Source organism: Streptomyces coelicoflavus (assembly GCF_003112555.1).
GTDB lineage: Bacteria > Actinomycetota > Actinomycetes > Streptomycetales > Streptomycetaceae > Streptomyces > Streptomyces coelicoflavus.
Genome location: NZ_BEWB01000005.1, coordinates 555,983 through 570,961, shown reverse-complemented (window position 1 = coordinate 570,961; position 14,979 = coordinate 555,983). Strand labels below are relative to the sequence as shown.

19 protein-coding genes are annotated in these 14,979 nt (G+C 72.3%); 10 read left to right on the top strand and 9 right to left on the bottom strand.

The window, feature by feature from the left end:
- Positions 1-31: 31 nt before the first annotated feature.
- Positions 32-460, bottom strand: a complete 429-nt coding sequence (locus Sco07f_RS14450; protein WP_108988067.1) for a helix-turn-helix domain-containing protein — start codon at positions 458-460, stop codon at positions 32-34.
- 254 nt (positions 461-714) lie between these two features.
- On the opposite strand from Sco07f_RS14450, the gene Sco07f_RS14445 reads away from it, so the two are divergent.
- Positions 715-1,602, top strand: coding sequence for an RNA polymerase sigma factor SigF (locus Sco07f_RS14445; protein WP_054100109.1), 888 nt, complete (start codon positions 715-717; stop codon positions 1,600-1,602).
- Positions 1,603-1,631: 29 nt separating this feature from the next.
- Here the strand turns inward: Sco07f_RS14445 and Sco07f_RS14440 are convergent, their stop codons facing one another.
- Positions 1,632-2,087, bottom strand: a complete 456-nt coding sequence (locus Sco07f_RS14440; protein ID WP_007446690.1) for an ATP-binding protein — start codon at positions 2,085-2,087, stop codon at positions 1,632-1,634.
- Positions 2,088-2,254: 167 nt separating this feature from the next.
- Between Sco07f_RS14440 and Sco07f_RS14435 the strand changes: the two genes are divergently transcribed.
- The 3 genes from Sco07f_RS14435 (at position 2,255) to Sco07f_RS14425 (ending at position 4,671) form a co-directional block, all read left to right on the top strand.
- On the top strand, positions 2,255-2,839 hold the full coding sequence (locus tag Sco07f_RS14435; RefSeq protein ID WP_108988066.1) for a PRC-barrel domain-containing protein: 585 nt from the start codon (positions 2,255-2,257) through the stop codon (positions 2,837-2,839).
- Positions 2,836-3,264: a PRC-barrel domain containing protein gene (locus Sco07f_RS14430; protein ID WP_007446704.1), complete on the top strand. Its 429-nt coding sequence runs from the start codon at positions 2,836-2,838 to the stop codon at positions 3,262-3,264. The genes Sco07f_RS14435 and Sco07f_RS14430 overlap by 4 nt, the downstream gene beginning before the upstream one ends.
- A gap of 96 nt (positions 3,265-3,360) precedes the next feature.
- Positions 3,361-4,671, top strand: a complete 1,311-nt coding sequence (locus Sco07f_RS14425; RefSeq protein WP_244942050.1) for a streptophobe family protein — start codon at positions 3,361-3,363, stop codon at positions 4,669-4,671.
- 41 nt (positions 4,672-4,712) lie between these two features.
- Here the strand turns inward: Sco07f_RS14425 and Sco07f_RS14420 are convergent, their stop codons facing one another.
- Positions 4,713-5,123 carry a hypothetical protein gene (locus tag Sco07f_RS14420; RefSeq protein ID WP_007446691.1) on the bottom strand — a complete coding sequence of 137 codons (411 nt, stop codon included), beginning with the start codon at positions 5,121-5,123 and terminating at the stop codon, positions 4,713-4,715.
- 323 nt (positions 5,124-5,446) lie between these two features.
- On the opposite strand from Sco07f_RS14420, the gene Sco07f_RS14415 reads away from it, so the two are divergent.
- Complete coding sequence (locus Sco07f_RS14415) at positions 5,447-5,827, top strand: nuclear transport factor 2 family protein (RefSeq protein ID WP_087792346.1); 381 nt, start codon at positions 5,447-5,449, stop codon at positions 5,825-5,827.
- 84 nt (positions 5,828-5,911) lie between these two features.
- Here Sco07f_RS14415 and mgrA read toward each other — a convergent pair whose 3' ends face one another.
- Complete coding sequence (mgrA, locus tag Sco07f_RS14410) at positions 5,912-6,904, bottom strand: L-glyceraldehyde 3-phosphate reductase (RefSeq protein WP_087792345.1); 993 nt, start codon at positions 6,902-6,904, stop codon at positions 5,912-5,914.
- 128 nt (positions 6,905-7,032) lie between these two features.
- On the opposite strand from mgrA, the gene Sco07f_RS14405 reads away from it, so the two are divergent.
- Entirely contained in the window at positions 7,033-7,917 is an 885-nt protein-coding gene (locus Sco07f_RS14405) for a LysR family transcriptional regulator (protein ID WP_087792344.1), read from the top strand.
- Positions 7,918-7,969: 52 nt separating this feature from the next.
- Positions 7,970-8,485 carry a mycothiol transferase gene (locus Sco07f_RS14400; RefSeq protein WP_108988065.1) on the top strand — a complete coding sequence of 172 codons (516 nt, stop codon included), beginning with the start codon at positions 7,970-7,972 and terminating at the stop codon, positions 8,483-8,485.
- Here the strand turns inward: Sco07f_RS14400 and Sco07f_RS14395 are convergent.
- The 4 genes from Sco07f_RS14395 to Sco07f_RS14380 all read right to left on the bottom strand — a co-directional run bounded on the left by Sco07f_RS14395 (position 8,467) and on the right by Sco07f_RS14380 (position 11,932).
- Positions 8,467-9,546, bottom strand: coding sequence for an adenosine deaminase (locus Sco07f_RS14395; protein WP_087792342.1), 1,080 nt, complete (start codon positions 9,544-9,546; stop codon positions 8,467-8,469). The two genes, Sco07f_RS14400 and Sco07f_RS14395, sit on opposite strands and share 19 nt — an antisense overlap.
- A gap of 72 nt (positions 9,547-9,618) precedes the next feature.
- Positions 9,619-10,014, bottom strand: a complete 396-nt coding sequence (locus Sco07f_RS14390; RefSeq protein ID WP_108988064.1) for a VOC family protein — start codon at positions 10,012-10,014, stop codon at positions 9,619-9,621.
- Positions 10,015-10,113: 99 nt separating this feature from the next.
- The gene (locus Sco07f_RS14385) at positions 10,114-11,013 is read right to left on the bottom strand and encodes an aldo/keto reductase (RefSeq protein ID WP_174855356.1); all 900 of its coding nucleotides are present in this window, start codon (positions 11,011-11,013) and stop codon (positions 10,114-10,116) included.
- A 28-nt stretch (positions 11,014-11,041) separates the two neighbouring features.
- Positions 11,042-11,932: a glycoside hydrolase family 19 protein gene (locus Sco07f_RS14380; RefSeq protein ID WP_007446699.1), complete on the bottom strand. Its 891-nt coding sequence runs from the start codon at positions 11,930-11,932 to the stop codon at positions 11,042-11,044.
- A 503-nt stretch (positions 11,933-12,435) separates the two neighbouring features.
- Here Sco07f_RS14380 and Sco07f_RS14375 point away from each other — a divergent pair.
- Together Sco07f_RS14375 and Sco07f_RS14370 are read left to right on the top strand one after the other, a co-directional pair.
- Complete coding sequence (locus Sco07f_RS14375; protein WP_007446709.1) at positions 12,436-12,879, top strand: SPW repeat protein; 444 nt, start codon at positions 12,436-12,438, stop codon at positions 12,877-12,879.
- A 180-nt stretch (positions 12,880-13,059) separates the two neighbouring features.
- Entirely contained in the window at positions 13,060-13,329 is a 270-nt protein-coding gene (locus Sco07f_RS14370) for a GlsB/YeaQ/YmgE family stress response membrane protein (RefSeq protein ID WP_054100119.1), read from the top strand.
- Between the two features lie 18 nt (positions 13,330-13,347).
- On the opposite strand, the gene Sco07f_RS14365 is transcribed toward Sco07f_RS14370, so the two are convergent.
- The gene (locus Sco07f_RS14365) at positions 13,348-14,307 is read right to left on the bottom strand and encodes an SDR family oxidoreductase (protein WP_108988062.1); all 960 of its coding nucleotides are present in this window, start codon (positions 14,305-14,307) and stop codon (positions 13,348-13,350) included.
- A 144-nt stretch (positions 14,308-14,451) separates the two neighbouring features.
- Here Sco07f_RS14365 and Sco07f_RS14360 point away from each other — a divergent pair, with 144 nt between their 5' ends.
- The gene (locus Sco07f_RS14360) at positions 14,452-14,937 is read left to right on the top strand and encodes a nucleoside deaminase (protein WP_087792339.1); all 486 of its coding nucleotides are present in this window, start codon (positions 14,452-14,454) and stop codon (positions 14,935-14,937) included.
- The last annotated feature ends 42 nt before the right edge of the window (positions 14,938-14,979 follow it).

Here is a 14,979-nt window from a genome sequence, read left to right as displayed (position 1 = left end):
GGGGCACCGGCCCGTACGCGACCGCGCGTCCTCAGGCGGCCAGGCACATCCCGTCGAACCGCGCGCCGGACGTGTCCCGGCCCGCTCGCGCGCCGGTGTGCCGGGAGGTCAGGCGGACCAGCTCGCCCTGCGCGCGGGCCAGCAGGTCGCCGAGTCCCAGCCCGAGGGCGCCGGCGGCGGCCGCCAGCACCTCCGAGGACGCCTCCTTGCGGCCGCGCTCCACTTCCGACAGGTAGGGCATGGAGATCCGTGCGGCCTCCGCGACCTCCTTCAGCGTGCGCTCCTGGTCGAGGCGTTCACGCCGCAGGACGTCTCCGACCAGATCGCGCCACAGGGGCTCGCGCACGGTGGGCGGCCTTCGCTCCGGGGGAACCGGCGAGGCGGCGGGGCGGGCCCCCGGGGGCCCGGACTGCGGGCGCAACGGAATGACGCGGGCTTCGTTCGGCACGTGGCTGGTCACCTCCTCAGCCTAGGGTTCCGGCCGGATCACGGAAGGGTGCGGCGTTCCGCCCTCAGGGAAATCCCGGCGGGCTCCGGGGTGCCGCACACATCCCGCGGGACTACTCTGAGAAGGTACGCAGCACCCCGCGAAGACGCCGCGGCACACGGATCCGGCCACCCGTGAAAACGGGGGCATGTGCCGCCGCGACCCGGGTACCCGCAAGCGGGCAACGCCTAGGGAGACGTCGAACCGTGACTTTCGTGGGAGAGGTAATGGAGACCGCCGTGGTCCGGCCGGAAGCGCAGGTTGTCGAGAAGACCGCCGGGAGCGGGACGGGTGAGGGATCACCGCCGGCTCACGTGGACCCCCGCACCGTGGCCCCGCGTGACGCACGGCAGCTGTCCCGCCAGTTCTTCCGGCGTCTGACGGAACTCGAAGAGGGCACGAACGAGTACCAGTACGCGCGCAACACGCTGATCGAGATGAACATGTCGCTCGTGCGGTTCGCCGCGGGCCGCTTCCGCGGTCGCGGGGACGACATGGAGGACATCGTCCAGACCGGCATGATCGGCCTGATCAAGGCGATCGACCGCTTCGAGCTGTCCCGCGAGGTCGAGTTCACGTCCTTCGCGCTGCCCTACATCGTCGGCGAGATCAAGCGCTTCTTCCGGGACACCACCTGGGCCGTGCACGTGCCGCGGCGGCTCCAGGAACTGCGCGTGGAGCTGGCCAGGGCCCGCGAGGAGCTTTCCTCCCGCCTGGACCGCGAGCCCACCGTCGCCGAACTCGCCACGCTGATGAACATCGGCGAGAACGAGGTGATCGAGGGCCAGATCGCGTCCAACGGCTACAACTCGTCCTCACTGGACGCCGCGCTGACCGGCGACGGGCCCGAGAACGGCGAGTCGGTCCTGGCCGACTTCATCGGTGTGGAGGAGGACGGGCTGCGGCTCGTGGAGGACTTCCACTCGCTGGCCCCGCTGATGGCCGAGCTGAGCGAGCGCGACCGGCAGATCATCCACCTGCGGTTCGTCGAGGAGGCCACGCAGGCGGAGATCGGCGAACGGCTCGGCTGCTCGCAGATGCACGTGTCCCGGCTGATCAAGCGGATCATCGGCCGGCTGCGCGAAGGCATGCTGGGCGAACTCGGCTGCGCCTGAGCCCGGCCCCGCGGTGACGACGGTGCCCTTCACCCTCCGGTGAGGGGCACCACGGCGCGTACCCGCTTGCCGACCGGGACGCGTTCGACGACGACGGTCTCCACCAGGGCGTGCACGATCTCCAGGCCGTGCCCGCCGACCCGCTCGGGGTCCCGGGCGAAGCGCTCGGGCTCGGCACCGCTGCTGTCGTAGACGGTCACCGCCACCGAGCTGCCCGTGCCCTCCAGCTCCAGGATGTACGGCCCCCTGCTGTGCCGGTCGGCGTTGGTGACCAGCTCGCTCACCACCAGAAGCACCGCGCCGTCCGCGCGGGGACCGATCGTGGCGCACCACTCGGTCCTCAACTGGTCGAGGAAGAGCGAGGCGAAGGAACGCGCCTGCGCTATGCATCCCGGCTCACCGGAGTAGTGTGCCGCCCGCCTCAGCGGTTCAACGGGTACGTCGAAACCAGTCGGTATCACTGCCCCGTCCAGGTACTCGGTCATGCGTTTCTCTCTCGGAAGCCGGACTGGCCGGACGCTGCTGCACCTGTCCTCGTACCCCGAGCCGCGCATCGCAGTCCCCGTCTCTTCACAGTGCGGGCATCGTCACAGTGGTGCGGGGAACCCGTGGGTGCGAGAAGGGTGTGCGATCGGCGGGGGAAGGGTGTGCGATGGACGAACTGATGGCCGCGCGAAGCCTGACCACCCGGCCGGTGGTCACCCTCGGCGGCGATGCCGTCGCCCATGTCAAGGACACCGTATGCGACGCCGCCGCGGGCCGGATCACCGGTTTCACCCTGACCGGACGGGGCCTGCTGTCCGGCCCGCTGAAGGAGGCCCTGCCGTGGCAGGCGGTGTACGCGCTGGGCCACGACGCGGTGATGATCCGGGACCGGCGAGGTCTGGTGGACGCGGCGGCGATGACGGCGCACCAGCAGAACCTGCGGTTACGGTTGCTGGGGGCCAGGGTGGTGACCGGGGCGGGGGCGGAGATCGGCACCGTGCTCGACGTGGTGGTGGAGGGCGGTACCGGGGGGCGGATCGTCGGCTTCCGGGTGGCGGCGAGCCGGCGGTTCGTGCCGAGCCCGGCCCGGCACCGGCGCCGGGTGTACGTCCCGCGCGGCGAGACGCTCACGGTCGCCGGCCGGTCCCTGGTCCTCCCCGAGGACACCGTCCGGCACGTCGCGGACGATCTGCCGGGTTTCACCGCCCTGGTCGGCGGGGTGCCCGGCCGGTGGAGGAGTTCGCTGCCGTGATGCTGTTCACCGAGGTGCGGGGGCTGCCGGTGCTCGCGCCGGAGCCGGCCGGCGGCGGCCCGATCGGCACCGTGTCGTCCCTGACCGTCGACGTCGGGCCCGGGTCCGGGGCGGTGAGTCATGTCCGCTTCCGCGACGGCCGGTTCGGCCGCGAGAAGGCACTGCCGTGGGACGCGGTGGACACGGTCGGACCGGGCGCCGTCCGCCTCCGGTCCGCCGCCGTCCTCGAGACGCCGCCGTCCCACCACGACCTGCTGGGCCGCCGGGTCCTCGTCGATACGGGCACCGAGCACGGCACGGTGCTGGACGTCGCGTTCGACACGCGGACCGCCCGCGTCCTCGCCCTGTTCACCACTCGCGGCGAACTGCCGGCCGGCCGTCTGCTGGGCCTCGGCGGGTACGCCCTCGTCGTGCGGGCGGGCTGAACACCGGCCGGGTCCCGGCTCCCGCCCCGCTGCGCCGTCCGGTGCGAACGGCCCTGCCGGCGCGCGCCGCCCGCGGGGGCTGCTTAGCGTGGCAGCGTGAACGCGCGCACCCCACCGGTACCGCCCGAGCCGCCCGTGCCTCCCGGATCCTCCGGCCGCGCGGTCGCCCGTCACGGCTGGGCGCAGGCCCTCGGTACGGTGCTGGCCGGGCTGGTGGCCATGGGAGTCGTGGCCGCGCTCGGGCTGTGGGCGGCCGGTGCCGCGGACCTGCCCGACAACGCCTTCCCCCGGGTCGTCGTGGCGACCGTCGTCACCGCCGTGGGCGGCGCGCTGGAGATGTCCGGCGACGCGGGCGAGCTGGCGGCCACCGACGCCGGGCTGACCGTGATGCCGCTGTCCGTCACCCTGACCGGCGCGCTGGTGATCGCCCGGGGCTTTCTGCGGCCGCTGCGCCACCGGACCGTCATCGGCGCCCCGGAGCTGGCCGGCTGGGCCGGGCGGGTCGCCGTCCTGTGGCTGCTCGCCCTCGTCGGGACGGCGTTCGCCGCACGCCAGACCTTCGAGGTCTCCCTCGGCGAGGGCCTGCTGAACGACCTCGGCGATCTCTTCGGCGTCACCCCGAGGGTCGGCTTCACCGCCGACGTGCCGCTGACCGTCCTGTTCGGACTGCTGTGGCTGGCGGGTGTGCTCGTCCTCGCCCTGCTGGCCTCGCGGCGGGCGCCGCTGCCCGGCGGCCTGCCCCGGCTGCGGACGTCGGTGCGGCCGCCCGCGCAGGCGATGGTCGCGCTGCTGCTCGCGTACGTGGTCGTCGGCGTCGTCGTCGCCCTGGTCACCGCCGGGACGCGTGGTCACCCCGCGGACACCTTCGCCGTACTCCTGCTCGGGCTGCCGAACCTGGCCTGGCCGGCGCTCACCATCGGCCTGGGGGCGACCTGGAACGGACGGGTGGAGGGGCCGTTCGGTCTTCCGATGCCCCAGGTCCTCGACGAGGTGCTGCGCACGCCGGACGTCTCGACCGTGAACGTGGGCACGCTCGCCGAGCGCGACGGGCGGATGTGGTGGCTGCTGGTCGCCGCTGCGGTCCTGGTCCTGGCCGCCGGGTTCCTCATGGTGTCCCGCTCCCCCGCCCGGGCGCCGGCCTGGCTGCACGCGGTGCGCATGGCGGTGGCGCTGGCACTCACGGTTCTCGTGGTCGGCCTCGTCGGCCGGATCTCCGCCCACTACGGACTGTCGGTGCTCGGCATCGGCGACCTGGGCGGCGGGCTGTCCGGGCGGGTGTTCCTGCGCCCGCGCCTGTGGGGTGCGGTCGGTCTGGCGCTGCTGTGGGGGCTGGTCGCCGGGTTCCTGGGCGCGCTGCTCGCGCGGTGGGTGGGTGAGCGGTCCCGGTCCGGCCGGGCGGGTTCCTGATCCTGCCGGTGCGACGGCACGGGGACTCAGGCGACGGGAACTCAGGCGACGGGGACGACCAGGGGCGGAGCGGCCCGCTGCATGCGGAGCGCGTCCACGGACTCGGCCATCAGCTCGTACTCCGTGGTCTCGTCACTGGTCGCGACGAGCACCAGGTGTCCTGCGGCCAACTCCTCGGCGACCAGCTCCTGTTGTACGTCGTCGGCGCACCAGGTGCGCAACATGAGCGGCACGTCGGGCGCGTCGTCGGCGACGGGAGTCAGGGCGCCGCGCGGTAAGTGGGGGGTGTCGGGCTGCGGATCCAGCCGCTCGGCGATCCAGGTCGCCCGGTCCCGCAGCCACCACAGGGCCAGCGCGAGGGTGGGGGCCCGGTAGGTGCCCAGGGGGACACCGATGCGCCGGCCGTCGCAGACACCGTAGGCCGTGACGTGGCACAGGAACTCGTCGTGCACTGCTACCCTCCCCCGTCACCCAGACGCCGTGCCGGTCAGGCATGACGTCCGTGCGGCTCGTGTGCTGTGCGTGAGGGCGCTGTCGCGTGGTGTGAGAGGCCCTAGTGGTGAGTATGTTCACGGCTGAACCACTGTCACCACGAATTTCCGGCCAGTCTCCTGGCATATTCGGGGCGCGGGTTGGCCGAAATGCCGTGCCGGGTGCCATGACCCCGGGGGTAATCGACGGCGCCCGCGGGTGCGGGCAGTGTGGCCGTACCGGGTCACCGAGACCGGGATCCGGCTCCTGACCAGCGCACCCACCTCATTGGAGGCTGATCGCCATGTCCGCACCCACCCGTCGTTACGAGGACGCCGTCGCCCGCTACTTCGAGGCCTGGAACGCGGCCCCGGACGCGGTGGCCAAGGCGGTCGCCGCGGCCTGGACGGAGGACGGCGGATACACCGACCCCCTGGCCGACGTGCGCGGCCACGAGCAGATCGCCGCCGTGGTGGCGGCGGCGCGGGAGCAGTTCCCCGGCTTCTCCTTCCGGCTGACGGGTGCCGTCGACGGGCACCACGACACGGCGCGCTTCTCCTGGGAGCTGGTGAGCGAGGCCGACGGTTCGGCACCGGTGGCCGGGTTCGACGTGATCGCCCTGGACGGCGAGGACCGCATCCGGTCGGTGTTCGGCTTCCTGGACCGGGTGCCCGCGGGGGCCTGAGCACGGCGGGACACGTACGACGTCGACGCCGGAGGCGGGGTGCCTCCGGCGTCGACGTCCGTACGTGTCCCGCCCGGGTCCGGACTAGCCCTTGACGACCTTGTCGATGCGCGCCAGTTCCTCGGTGTCGAAGTCGAGGTTTCCGATGGCCGCGACGCTGTCCTCCAGCTGCCGCGGGCTGCTCGCGCCGACCAGGGCCGAGGTCACCCTGCCCTGCCGCAGCACCCAGGCCAGCGCCATCTGGGCCAGTGACTGGCCGCGGGACCCGGCGATCTCGTTCAGGGTGCGCAGCTTGCCGACCAGTTCCTCGGTGACCGCGTCGGAGTTGAGGAAGGGGCTGTCGCTCGCGGCCCGGGAGTCCTCCGGGATGCCGTTCAGGTAGCGGCCGGTCAGCAGGCCCTGCTCGAGCGGGGAGTAGGCGATGGAGCCGGTCTTCAGCTCGTCGAGGGCGTCCAGCAGGCCGCTGGTCTCGGGGCGCCGGTCGAGCATGGAGTAGCGCGGCTGGTGGATCAGCAGCGGGGTGCCCAGCTCGGCGAGGATGCGGGCGGCCTCGCGGGTCTGCTCGGGCGAGTAGTTGGAGACGCCGACGTAGAGCGCCTTGCCCTGCTGCACCGCCGTGTGCAGCGCGCCCATCGTCTCCTCCAGCGGAGTGTCCGGGTCGGGGCGGTGCGAGTAGAAGATGTCGACGTACTCCAGGCCCATCCGGGACAGGCTCTGGTCCAGGGACGACAGCATGTACTTGCGCGAGCCCCACTCGCCGTACGGCCCGGGCCACATCAGATAGCCGGCCTTGGTGGAGATCACCAGCTCGTCGCGGTACGGCGCGAAGTCGGCCTTCAGGGCCTCGCCGAGCGCGGACTCGGCCGAGCCGGGGGGCGGGCCGTAGTTGTTGGCGAGGTCGAAGTGGGTGACGCCGAGGTCGAAGGCGCGGCGCAGGATGGCGCGCTGCGTCTCGACGGGGCGGTCCGGGCCGAAGTTGTGCCACAGGCCGAGCGAGAGCGCGGGGAGCTTCAGACCGCTGCGTCCGGTGCGCCGGTAGGGCATCTCCGCGTAGCGGTCGGGGTGTGCGGTGTACAACGCGACTCCAGAGGGGTTGGCCCCCGAGGTACGGGGCTTGGGTGGAACCGTCCTCCACTCTCCCGTGACCTGCGTGCAGTGGTCCAACAGAAGAATCCGATGGGATTGCGCGGTTACGCTTCTGAGTCATGGAACTGCGTCATCTCCAGCACTTCGTGGCGGTCGCCGAGGACCAGCACTTCACCCGGGCGGCGGAACGGCTGCTGGTGTCCCAGTCCGGTCTTTCGGCGTCGATCCGGGCGCTGGAGCGGGAGCTGCGGGCACCGCTGTTCGTGCGCACCACGCGCCGGGTGACGCTGACGGAGGCGGGGCGGGCGCTGCTGGAGGAGGCGCGGCGGATCCTGGCCCAGGTGCGGTCGGCACACGAGGCGGTCGCCGCGGTGCAGGGGGTGCTGCGCGGGACGCTGTCGCTGGGAGCCGAGCAGTGCATCGCCGGGGTGCCGGTGGCCGGGCTACTGGCGGCGTTCCGGCGGCGTCACCCGGACGTGGAGATCCGGCTGCGGCAGGCGGGCTCCGGGGAGCTGGCGGAGGAGGTCGCGGCGGGCCGGCTCGACCTGGCCTTCGCCTACCGCACGCAGGCGGACACGGACCAGCTGCGCTCGGTCTCGCTGGCCGGCGAGCCGATGACGGTGCTGTGCCACCCCGACCACCGGCTCGTGGCGGACGGCGCGGTGCTCACCCCGCACGACCTGGCCGACGAGGTCTTCGTCGACTTCCACCCGGACTGGGGCCCGCGCCGCGTCACCGACGCCGTCTTCGCCGCAGCCGGGGTTCGGCGGACCGTGCCGCTGGAGGTGAACGACGTGCACGGGCTGCTCGACCTGATCGACGAGAACCTCGGCATCGCGGTCGTGCCGCGCCACTTCCGGCACAAGCGGGCCGCCCTGACCTCGCTGCCGCTCAAGGACGCGGACGGGACGGAGTACGAGACGATCGCGCTGCTGCCGTCCGCGGCGGCCACCAGCCCGGCGGCGCGGGCGCTGATGGGGCTGCTGGACACGGGGAGCGTGTGAACGAGCGGCTGAACGGGGAGCGCGTGCGGTCCGGCTGCGCGATGGTGGACGTATGCATGCGAAGGACATCCTCATCGAGGGCTACGGCCGTATCCAGGAAGAAGTCCACGCCGCCGTCGGAGGTCTGGACCCCGGCGGCCTGAACGCCCGGCCCGCCGCCGACGCCAACTCCGTGGCCTGGCTGGTCTGGCATCTCACCCGCGTCCAGGACGACCACGTCGCCGGCGCCTTCGGGCTCGACCAGGTGTGGCTCGGCGGGGGGTGGGAGAAACGCTTCGGCCTGGGTCTGCCCCGCAGGGACACCGGGTACGGGCACAGCCCCGCCGAGGTCGCGAAGGTGCGGGTCGACTCCGGCGACCTGCTGACCGGCTACTACGACGCCGTGCACGAGCAGACGCTGACCGCCCTGCGCTCCCTGACCGCGAAGGACCTGGAGCGGGTGGTCGACGACAACTGGGACCCGCCGGTCACGCTCGCGGTGCGGCTGGTCAGCGTCCTGTCCGACGACCTCCAGCACGTCGGACAGGTCGCCTATGTGCGCGGGCTCGTTCAGAGCGCGGAGGCGTAGCCCGGCAGGACCACGTCCTCGATGAGGGCCTCGCGCTCGTCGAACGGGACAAAGGCGCTCTTGAGGGCGTTCACGGTCACCGTGCGCAGGTCCGCCACGCTCCAGCCCGCCTGCTCGACCAGCAGGGACATCTCGCGGGTCATCGTCGTGCCCGAGACCAGGCGGTTGTCGGTGTTGAGGGTGACGCGGAAGCCGAGGTCCTTCAGCGCGGTGATCGGGTGCTCGGCGATCGAGGTCGCGGCGCCGGTCTGGAGGTTGGAGGTCGGGCACATCTCCAGGGCGATCCGGCGGTCGCGCACCCAGGCGGCGAGCCGGCCGAGCTTGCCGGCGGCGAGGTCCGGGATGTCGTCGGTGATGCGCACGCCGTGGCCGATGCGCTGGGCGCCGCACACCTGGAGGGCCTGGTGGATGCTGGGCAGTCCGTGCGCCTCGCCGGCGTGGATGGTGAAGGGCACGTTCTCGCGGCGCAGGTGCTCGAAGGCGGCGAGGTGGTCGGCGGGCGGGAAGCCGTCCTCGGCGCCGGCGATGTCGAAGCCGACGACACCGGCGTCCCGGAAGGCGACGGCGAGGTCGGCGGCCTCGCGGACCCGGTCGAACATCCGCATGCCGCAGAGCAGGGTGCCGACCCGGACGGGCGTCCCGGCGGCGGCCGCCCTGGCCATTCCGGCGGCAAGGCCCTCCTGGACGGTCTCCACGACCTCCCCCATCGACAGCCCGCCCCTGGTGTTCAGTTCGGGGGCGTAGCGGACCTCGCCGTAGACGACGCCGTCGGCGGCGAGGTCGAGGACGTACTCCTCGGCGGTGCGCAGCAGCCCCTCGCGGGTCTGCATCACGGCGAGGGTGTGCTCGAAGGTGGCGATGTAGCGCACCAGGTCCCCGGAGTTGGCGGCCTCGTAGTACCAGGCGGCCAGCTCGTCGGGGTCGGTGGTGGGCAGCGTGTGGCCGACGGCATCCGCCAGCTCGACGACGGTCGCCGGGCGCAGGCCGCCGTCGAGGTGGTCGTGGAGGACCGCCTTGGGGAGGCGGGTGAGGGTCTCGGTGTCTATGCGCGTAGATGGCATGTGTGGTGGTTCCTCGGCGGTTCTGAGCGTGTTTGCGGGGACGGGTGTGCGTGACGTACGGGGGGGGGACGGTCAGGGGGTGGCGGGCTGGAGCAGGTCCCAGCGGTTGCCGTACAGGTCCCGGAAGACGGCGACCGAGCCGTAGGGCTCGTGGCGGGGCTCCTCCAGGAAGGTGACGCCGGCCGCCTCCATGCGGGCGTGGTCGCGGGCGAAGTCGTCGGTGTGGAGGAAGAAGCCGACCCGCCCGCCGGTCTGGTCACCGACCCTGGCGCGCTGGGCGTCGCCCTTGGCGCGGGCCAGCAGCAGGGCCGTGCCCCGCGCCGGTCCGCCGGGCTCGACGACCACCCAGCGGGAGCCGTCGGGCCGGGGCGTGTCCTCGGTGAGGCGGAAGCCGAGGGCCTCGGTGTAGAAGCGGATCGCCTCGTCGTAGTCGTCGACGACGAGGGCGACCAGGGCGATGCGTGTCATCGGCACCTTCCGGGACGGGCGATTGACGGGAGAGGTTATACGTAAAACTCGCCGGACGCCAAGTCCCCGCCCCGGGGAACCGGCGCGGTGCGGCGCGGGTCAGGCGGTGCGGGCCCCGTCGAGCCGTGCCAGTTCCTCGCCGGTGAGGCGGAGGGCGCCCGCGGCGACGTTCTCGGCGAGGTGCACGGGGTCACCGGTGCCGGGAATGGCCAGGACGTGCGGGCCCTGGTGCAGGGTCCAGGCGATCTTGACCTGGGCGGGGCTCGCCCCGTGCGCCCGCGCCACCGCGCGCACCTCCTCCTCGTGGGCGGTGCCGGCGCCGCGTGGTCCGGCCTCGCCGGCGATGGCGTAGAACGGCACGAAGGCGATGCCCTGGGCGCGGCACTGGGCGAGGAGCGCGTCGGTGGCGGGGTCGTGGAAGCCGAGGCCGTACCGGTTCTGGACGCTCACCACCGGGGCGACGGCCTGCGCCTCGGCGAGGTGGCGGGGCTCCACGTCGGAGAGGCCGAGGTGGCGGATCAGTCCCGCCTCGCGCAGTTCGGCCAGGGCGCCGAAGTGCTCGGCGACCGAGTCCTGCCGCATGCGGCGCAGGTAGACGAGGTCGAGGTGGTCGCGGCCGAGCTGGCGCAGGTTCTCCTCGACATGGGCGCGCAGGTCCTCGGGGCGGGCGGAGGTGCCCCACTCCCCCGACCAGTCGCGGTACGGGCCGACCTTGGTGGCGATCACGAGGTCGTCGGCGTAGGGGGCGAGCGCGCTGTTGATCAGTTCGTTGGCGGAGCGCAGGGAGGAGAAGTAGAAGGCGGCGGTGTCGATGTGGTCGACGCCGAGTTCGACGGCCCGGCGCAGTACGGCGAGGGAGCGCTCGCGGTCGCTCGGGGTGCCGAGGTGGAAGGCGGCGCTGCCCGTCAGCCGCATCGCGCCGAAGCCGACGCGGCGGACGGGCAGGTCGCCGAGGTGCCAGGTGCCCGAGGACTCCGCGGTGATCGTTTCCGAGGTCATCGGCGGAGTTTCGCACACCCCGCGAGGCTCAGCAGTACAGGTTTCCGCCCGGGGAGACGCCGAGGATCTGGGCGAACTGCTGGTACTTGGTGACCCGGCTCTGGACCTGCGCGGGGTTCTTGCCGTCGCACTCCAGCGAGCCGTTGATGGACCGGATGGTCTGGCCGAAGCCGGCGCCGTTGACCATCGCGTTGTGCGGGGTCATGGTGCCGGGTCCGGACTGGGTGTTCCAGTACCACAGGCCGGTCTTCCAGGCGACGGCCGCGTCGTTCTGGACCAGCCAGGGGTTGCCCAGCAGGTCGATGCCGAGCGCGTCACCGGCCGCCTTGTAGTTGAAGTTCCAGCTGAGCTGGATCGGGCCGCGCCCGTAGTAGGCGGCCTGGCCGGCCGGGCAGCCGTAGGGCTGGTTCCAGTCGCAGTAGTGGGGGTAGTTGGCGGTGTTCTGCTCGACGATGTGCACGAGGCCGCCGGTCTCGTGGCTGACGTTGGCGAGGAAGGCGGCGGCCTCCTGCTTCTTGGTGGTGTCGCTGCCGGTGTTGGCGAAGCCGGGGTAGGCGCTGAGCGCGGCGGTGAGGCCGCTGTAGGTGTAGAAGGAGTTCCGGCCCGGGAACATCTGGTTGAACTGGGCCTCGCTGACGACGAAGTCGCCGACCGGCGTCTGCGAACCGCCGTCACAGGCGTACGGGTCCCAGTACCAGGTGCTGATGAGCGGGTCGTAACCCGGGTTGGCGTGCTCGGCGATGTAGGCCTTGCCGTCGGTGTAGCGGACGATGTCGCCGGTGTTGTAGTTCGCGTCGGCCGACCAGGCCGGGTAGCTCGAACACGCGGCGGCCGACGCTTCGTCGGCGGGCGCGAGCAACGGCACGGCGCCCGCGAGGGCGAGTGCGGTCACGACGGCGGATATGCGGCGCCTCGACACAGGCTTGTCTCCTTCTGCGGAGCACGGCCGCTCCCGTACAGGGTCGGAACGGAGCGGAACCTTGTGCGCACGTGCCGGTGGGACCGGCCACGGCGTGGGGGCGGCCGTGGAGGGGGGTGTGGAGGCACACTCAACCGCGTTGGTCTGTACCAGTCAAGGGTGTAGACCAGTCAACTCGATGACTCCCGCGCCGGGTTGGCATCGCCGGGTCAGCGGCGGGTCGCCGGGACCAGCCCGCGGTGCGACAGGAGGCGCTGGAGACGCGCGCGAGGTCGACGTGGCGTCGCCGGGTGGGATCCGGTCGCGTTGTCATGCCGACGATCGCGGCAGCTCCGCTCGAGGACGGTCGAGGAGAACCGGACCGGCGGCACTCGCGCGACGGTCGCGCGATCAAGCGATCCCGGGCCCCTCATCTCTACACATAAGGGCGAAATAAGAGCAGAATGGACGTATGCGGCGCTACCGCACACCGCACCTCAGGCCCAAGCCAAAGGAGACGACTCATGGCCAACGTCTCGCACCCTCGAGGTGACATCACCAGCCACCCGGACGCGCCGGAAATGCAGGCGCGCTACGCGCGCATGCTCGGTGGTCGCGACGTGGCGCTCGTGGACGGGCCGGTGTTCCTGCTCGGCCTCTACTGTGCCGTGTCCCCGTGGATACTCCACTTCACCACCAGCCAGCCCTCACTCGTGGCCCACAACCTGATCGTGGGCATCGCCATCGGTCTGCTGGCCCTCGGATTCACCCGCGCCCCGGAGCGCATGTACGGCCTCAGCTGGGCCATGTGCGCGATCGGCGTCTGGATGATCATCTCGCCGTGGATCGTCGGCTCGAGCCCGGACGCCGGCGTCATCTGGAACAACGTCGTCATCGGCGCCCTGGCCTTGATTCTGGGCATGGTCTGCGCCGGTACGGCGGCGCGGAGCGCCCCACGCAGGCACTAGACGCACCGGAAGGAGACGGCACGGGCCGGTCCCGCCGCGCGGGCCCGGCCCGTCGCCCGCGCTCCCGCGCCACCCCCAGCCCCTCCGCCCGCGGTCGCCGACGGGGCGGCACCGGCGGACTGCACCCGCTCATGGCGGGCAGACGCACCACTGCGGGGGTCTTGACACGAAGGGGTGGAGATGGAGATCGACGGCATCATCAGCGCCATCGTCATCGGTGTGGTCATCGGCGTGCTGGGCCGGCTCGTCATTCCGGGACGGCAGCGCATCGGCGTCCTGTGGACGATTCTCGTCGGCATCGTCGCCGCGTTCGTCGGATCGTGGATCGCGTCGGCGTTCGGCGTGGCCGACACCGACGGCGTCGACTGGGTGGAGTGGCTCATCCAGATCGGTCTGGCCGCGGTCGGCGTGGCCGCGCTGGACCGGTCCCGGTCGCGCCCCGGCCGTTGAGGACGGACGGACCGGCCGTCACCCGTTGCGGAGCCACGCCTCGTACCAGGTGACGGTCGCGTCCACGGTGTCCGCGAGCGGCGTCGGGGCGACCCCGAAGAACCGCTCGAAGGCGCTGGAGTCCACGATCTGCGGCTCCGTGTGCTGGTAGAACATCTCCTCGTACTCGGCCATCATCTGCTCGTCGAACGGACCGTAGGCGCGGGGCCGGTCGAGCACCACGACGTTCAGCGGGCGGCCCACCCGCTTCTCGACCATCGCGTGGATGTCACGCGTGCTGACGGCGGGCGCGGTCGGCAGATGCCAGACGCGGCCGTCGCCGTCGGGACGCTCACCGAGGGTGGCGAGGCCGGCCGCCACGTCCGCCATGCCGGTGTAGCTGTGCGGCAGGTCGATGTCACCCATGGCCACGACGTCCCCGCCGGTGAGCGCGCCGGGGAAGACCGCCGCACCCAGGGAGGAGTTGAGGACTCCGGGACCGACGAAGTCGGCGCTGCGGCCGAGCACCACGCGGGCCCGGCCCGACCGGTGGGCGGCGAGGTAGCGCTCGTCCAGCTCGGCGCGCATCCGGCCCTTCCGGCTGGTCGCCTTCCAGGGGCTGTCCTCGGTCATCACCGCTCCCCCGGTCTCGCCGTACGGGTAGAGCGTGTCGAGCACGACCAGCCGGGCCCCGCTCGCCTCGACGGCGGCCAGGACGGCCTCCTGGACCCTGGGCATCACCTCGACCTGGAGGTGATAGGCGACGTTGACGCAGTGGTGGACGACGGCGGCGCCGCGTACGGCGGCACGGGCGCCGTCGGCCGTGCTCACGTCGGCGGCGACGCGCTCGACGCCGTCGATCTCCGGACCCGATGCCCCGCGGTCCACGAGCCGGACGGGGTGCCCCCGGCGCACCAGCTCACGAGCGAGCGCCGTGCCGGCCGGGCCGGATCCCAGGACGGTGTGCGGGGTGTGCGGCTGCGGCGTTGTGGTGGACATGGCGCTCCTCATTGACTCGACCGACTAGAACAACTCTCTTTCGTTAGAGACTCTAACTCGCGCGAATGGCAATAGGCAAGCTGCTCCCGTGCGGGAGACATAGGCTGAGCGGGAAGGATCACGTCACGAGGAGGGTCGTACGCCATGGTCGTGAAGGACACCGAACTGCCCCATCTGCGCCGTTGTGTGGAGCTGGCGGCCGAGGCGCTGGAGGCCGGCGACGAGCCGTTCGGGTCGGTGCTGGTGGGCGGGGACGGCACGGTGCTGGCCGAGGACCACAACCGGGTGGCCGCCGGCGACCGGACCCGTCACCCGGAGTTCGAGCTCGCGCGCTGGTCCGCCGCCCGGCTGACCCCCGGGGAACGCGCCGCGGCCACGGTGTACACGTCCGGCGAGCACTGTCCGATGTGCGCCGCCGCACACGCGTGGGTCGGCCTCGGACGCATCGTGTACGTCGCCTCGTCGGAACAACTGGTGGCCTGGCTGACGGAGCTGGGCGTCGCACCGGCGCCGGTGCGGCCGCTTCCCGTGCGGGAGGTGGCGCCCGACGTGACCGTGGAGGGACCGGTGCCGCAGCTCACCGAGGAGATCCACGCCCTGCACCGGCGCTTCCACGCGGGACGCGCCTGAGCGGCCGGGGCGCCGTCGTCAGGAAGGGCCCCGGTTCGACGT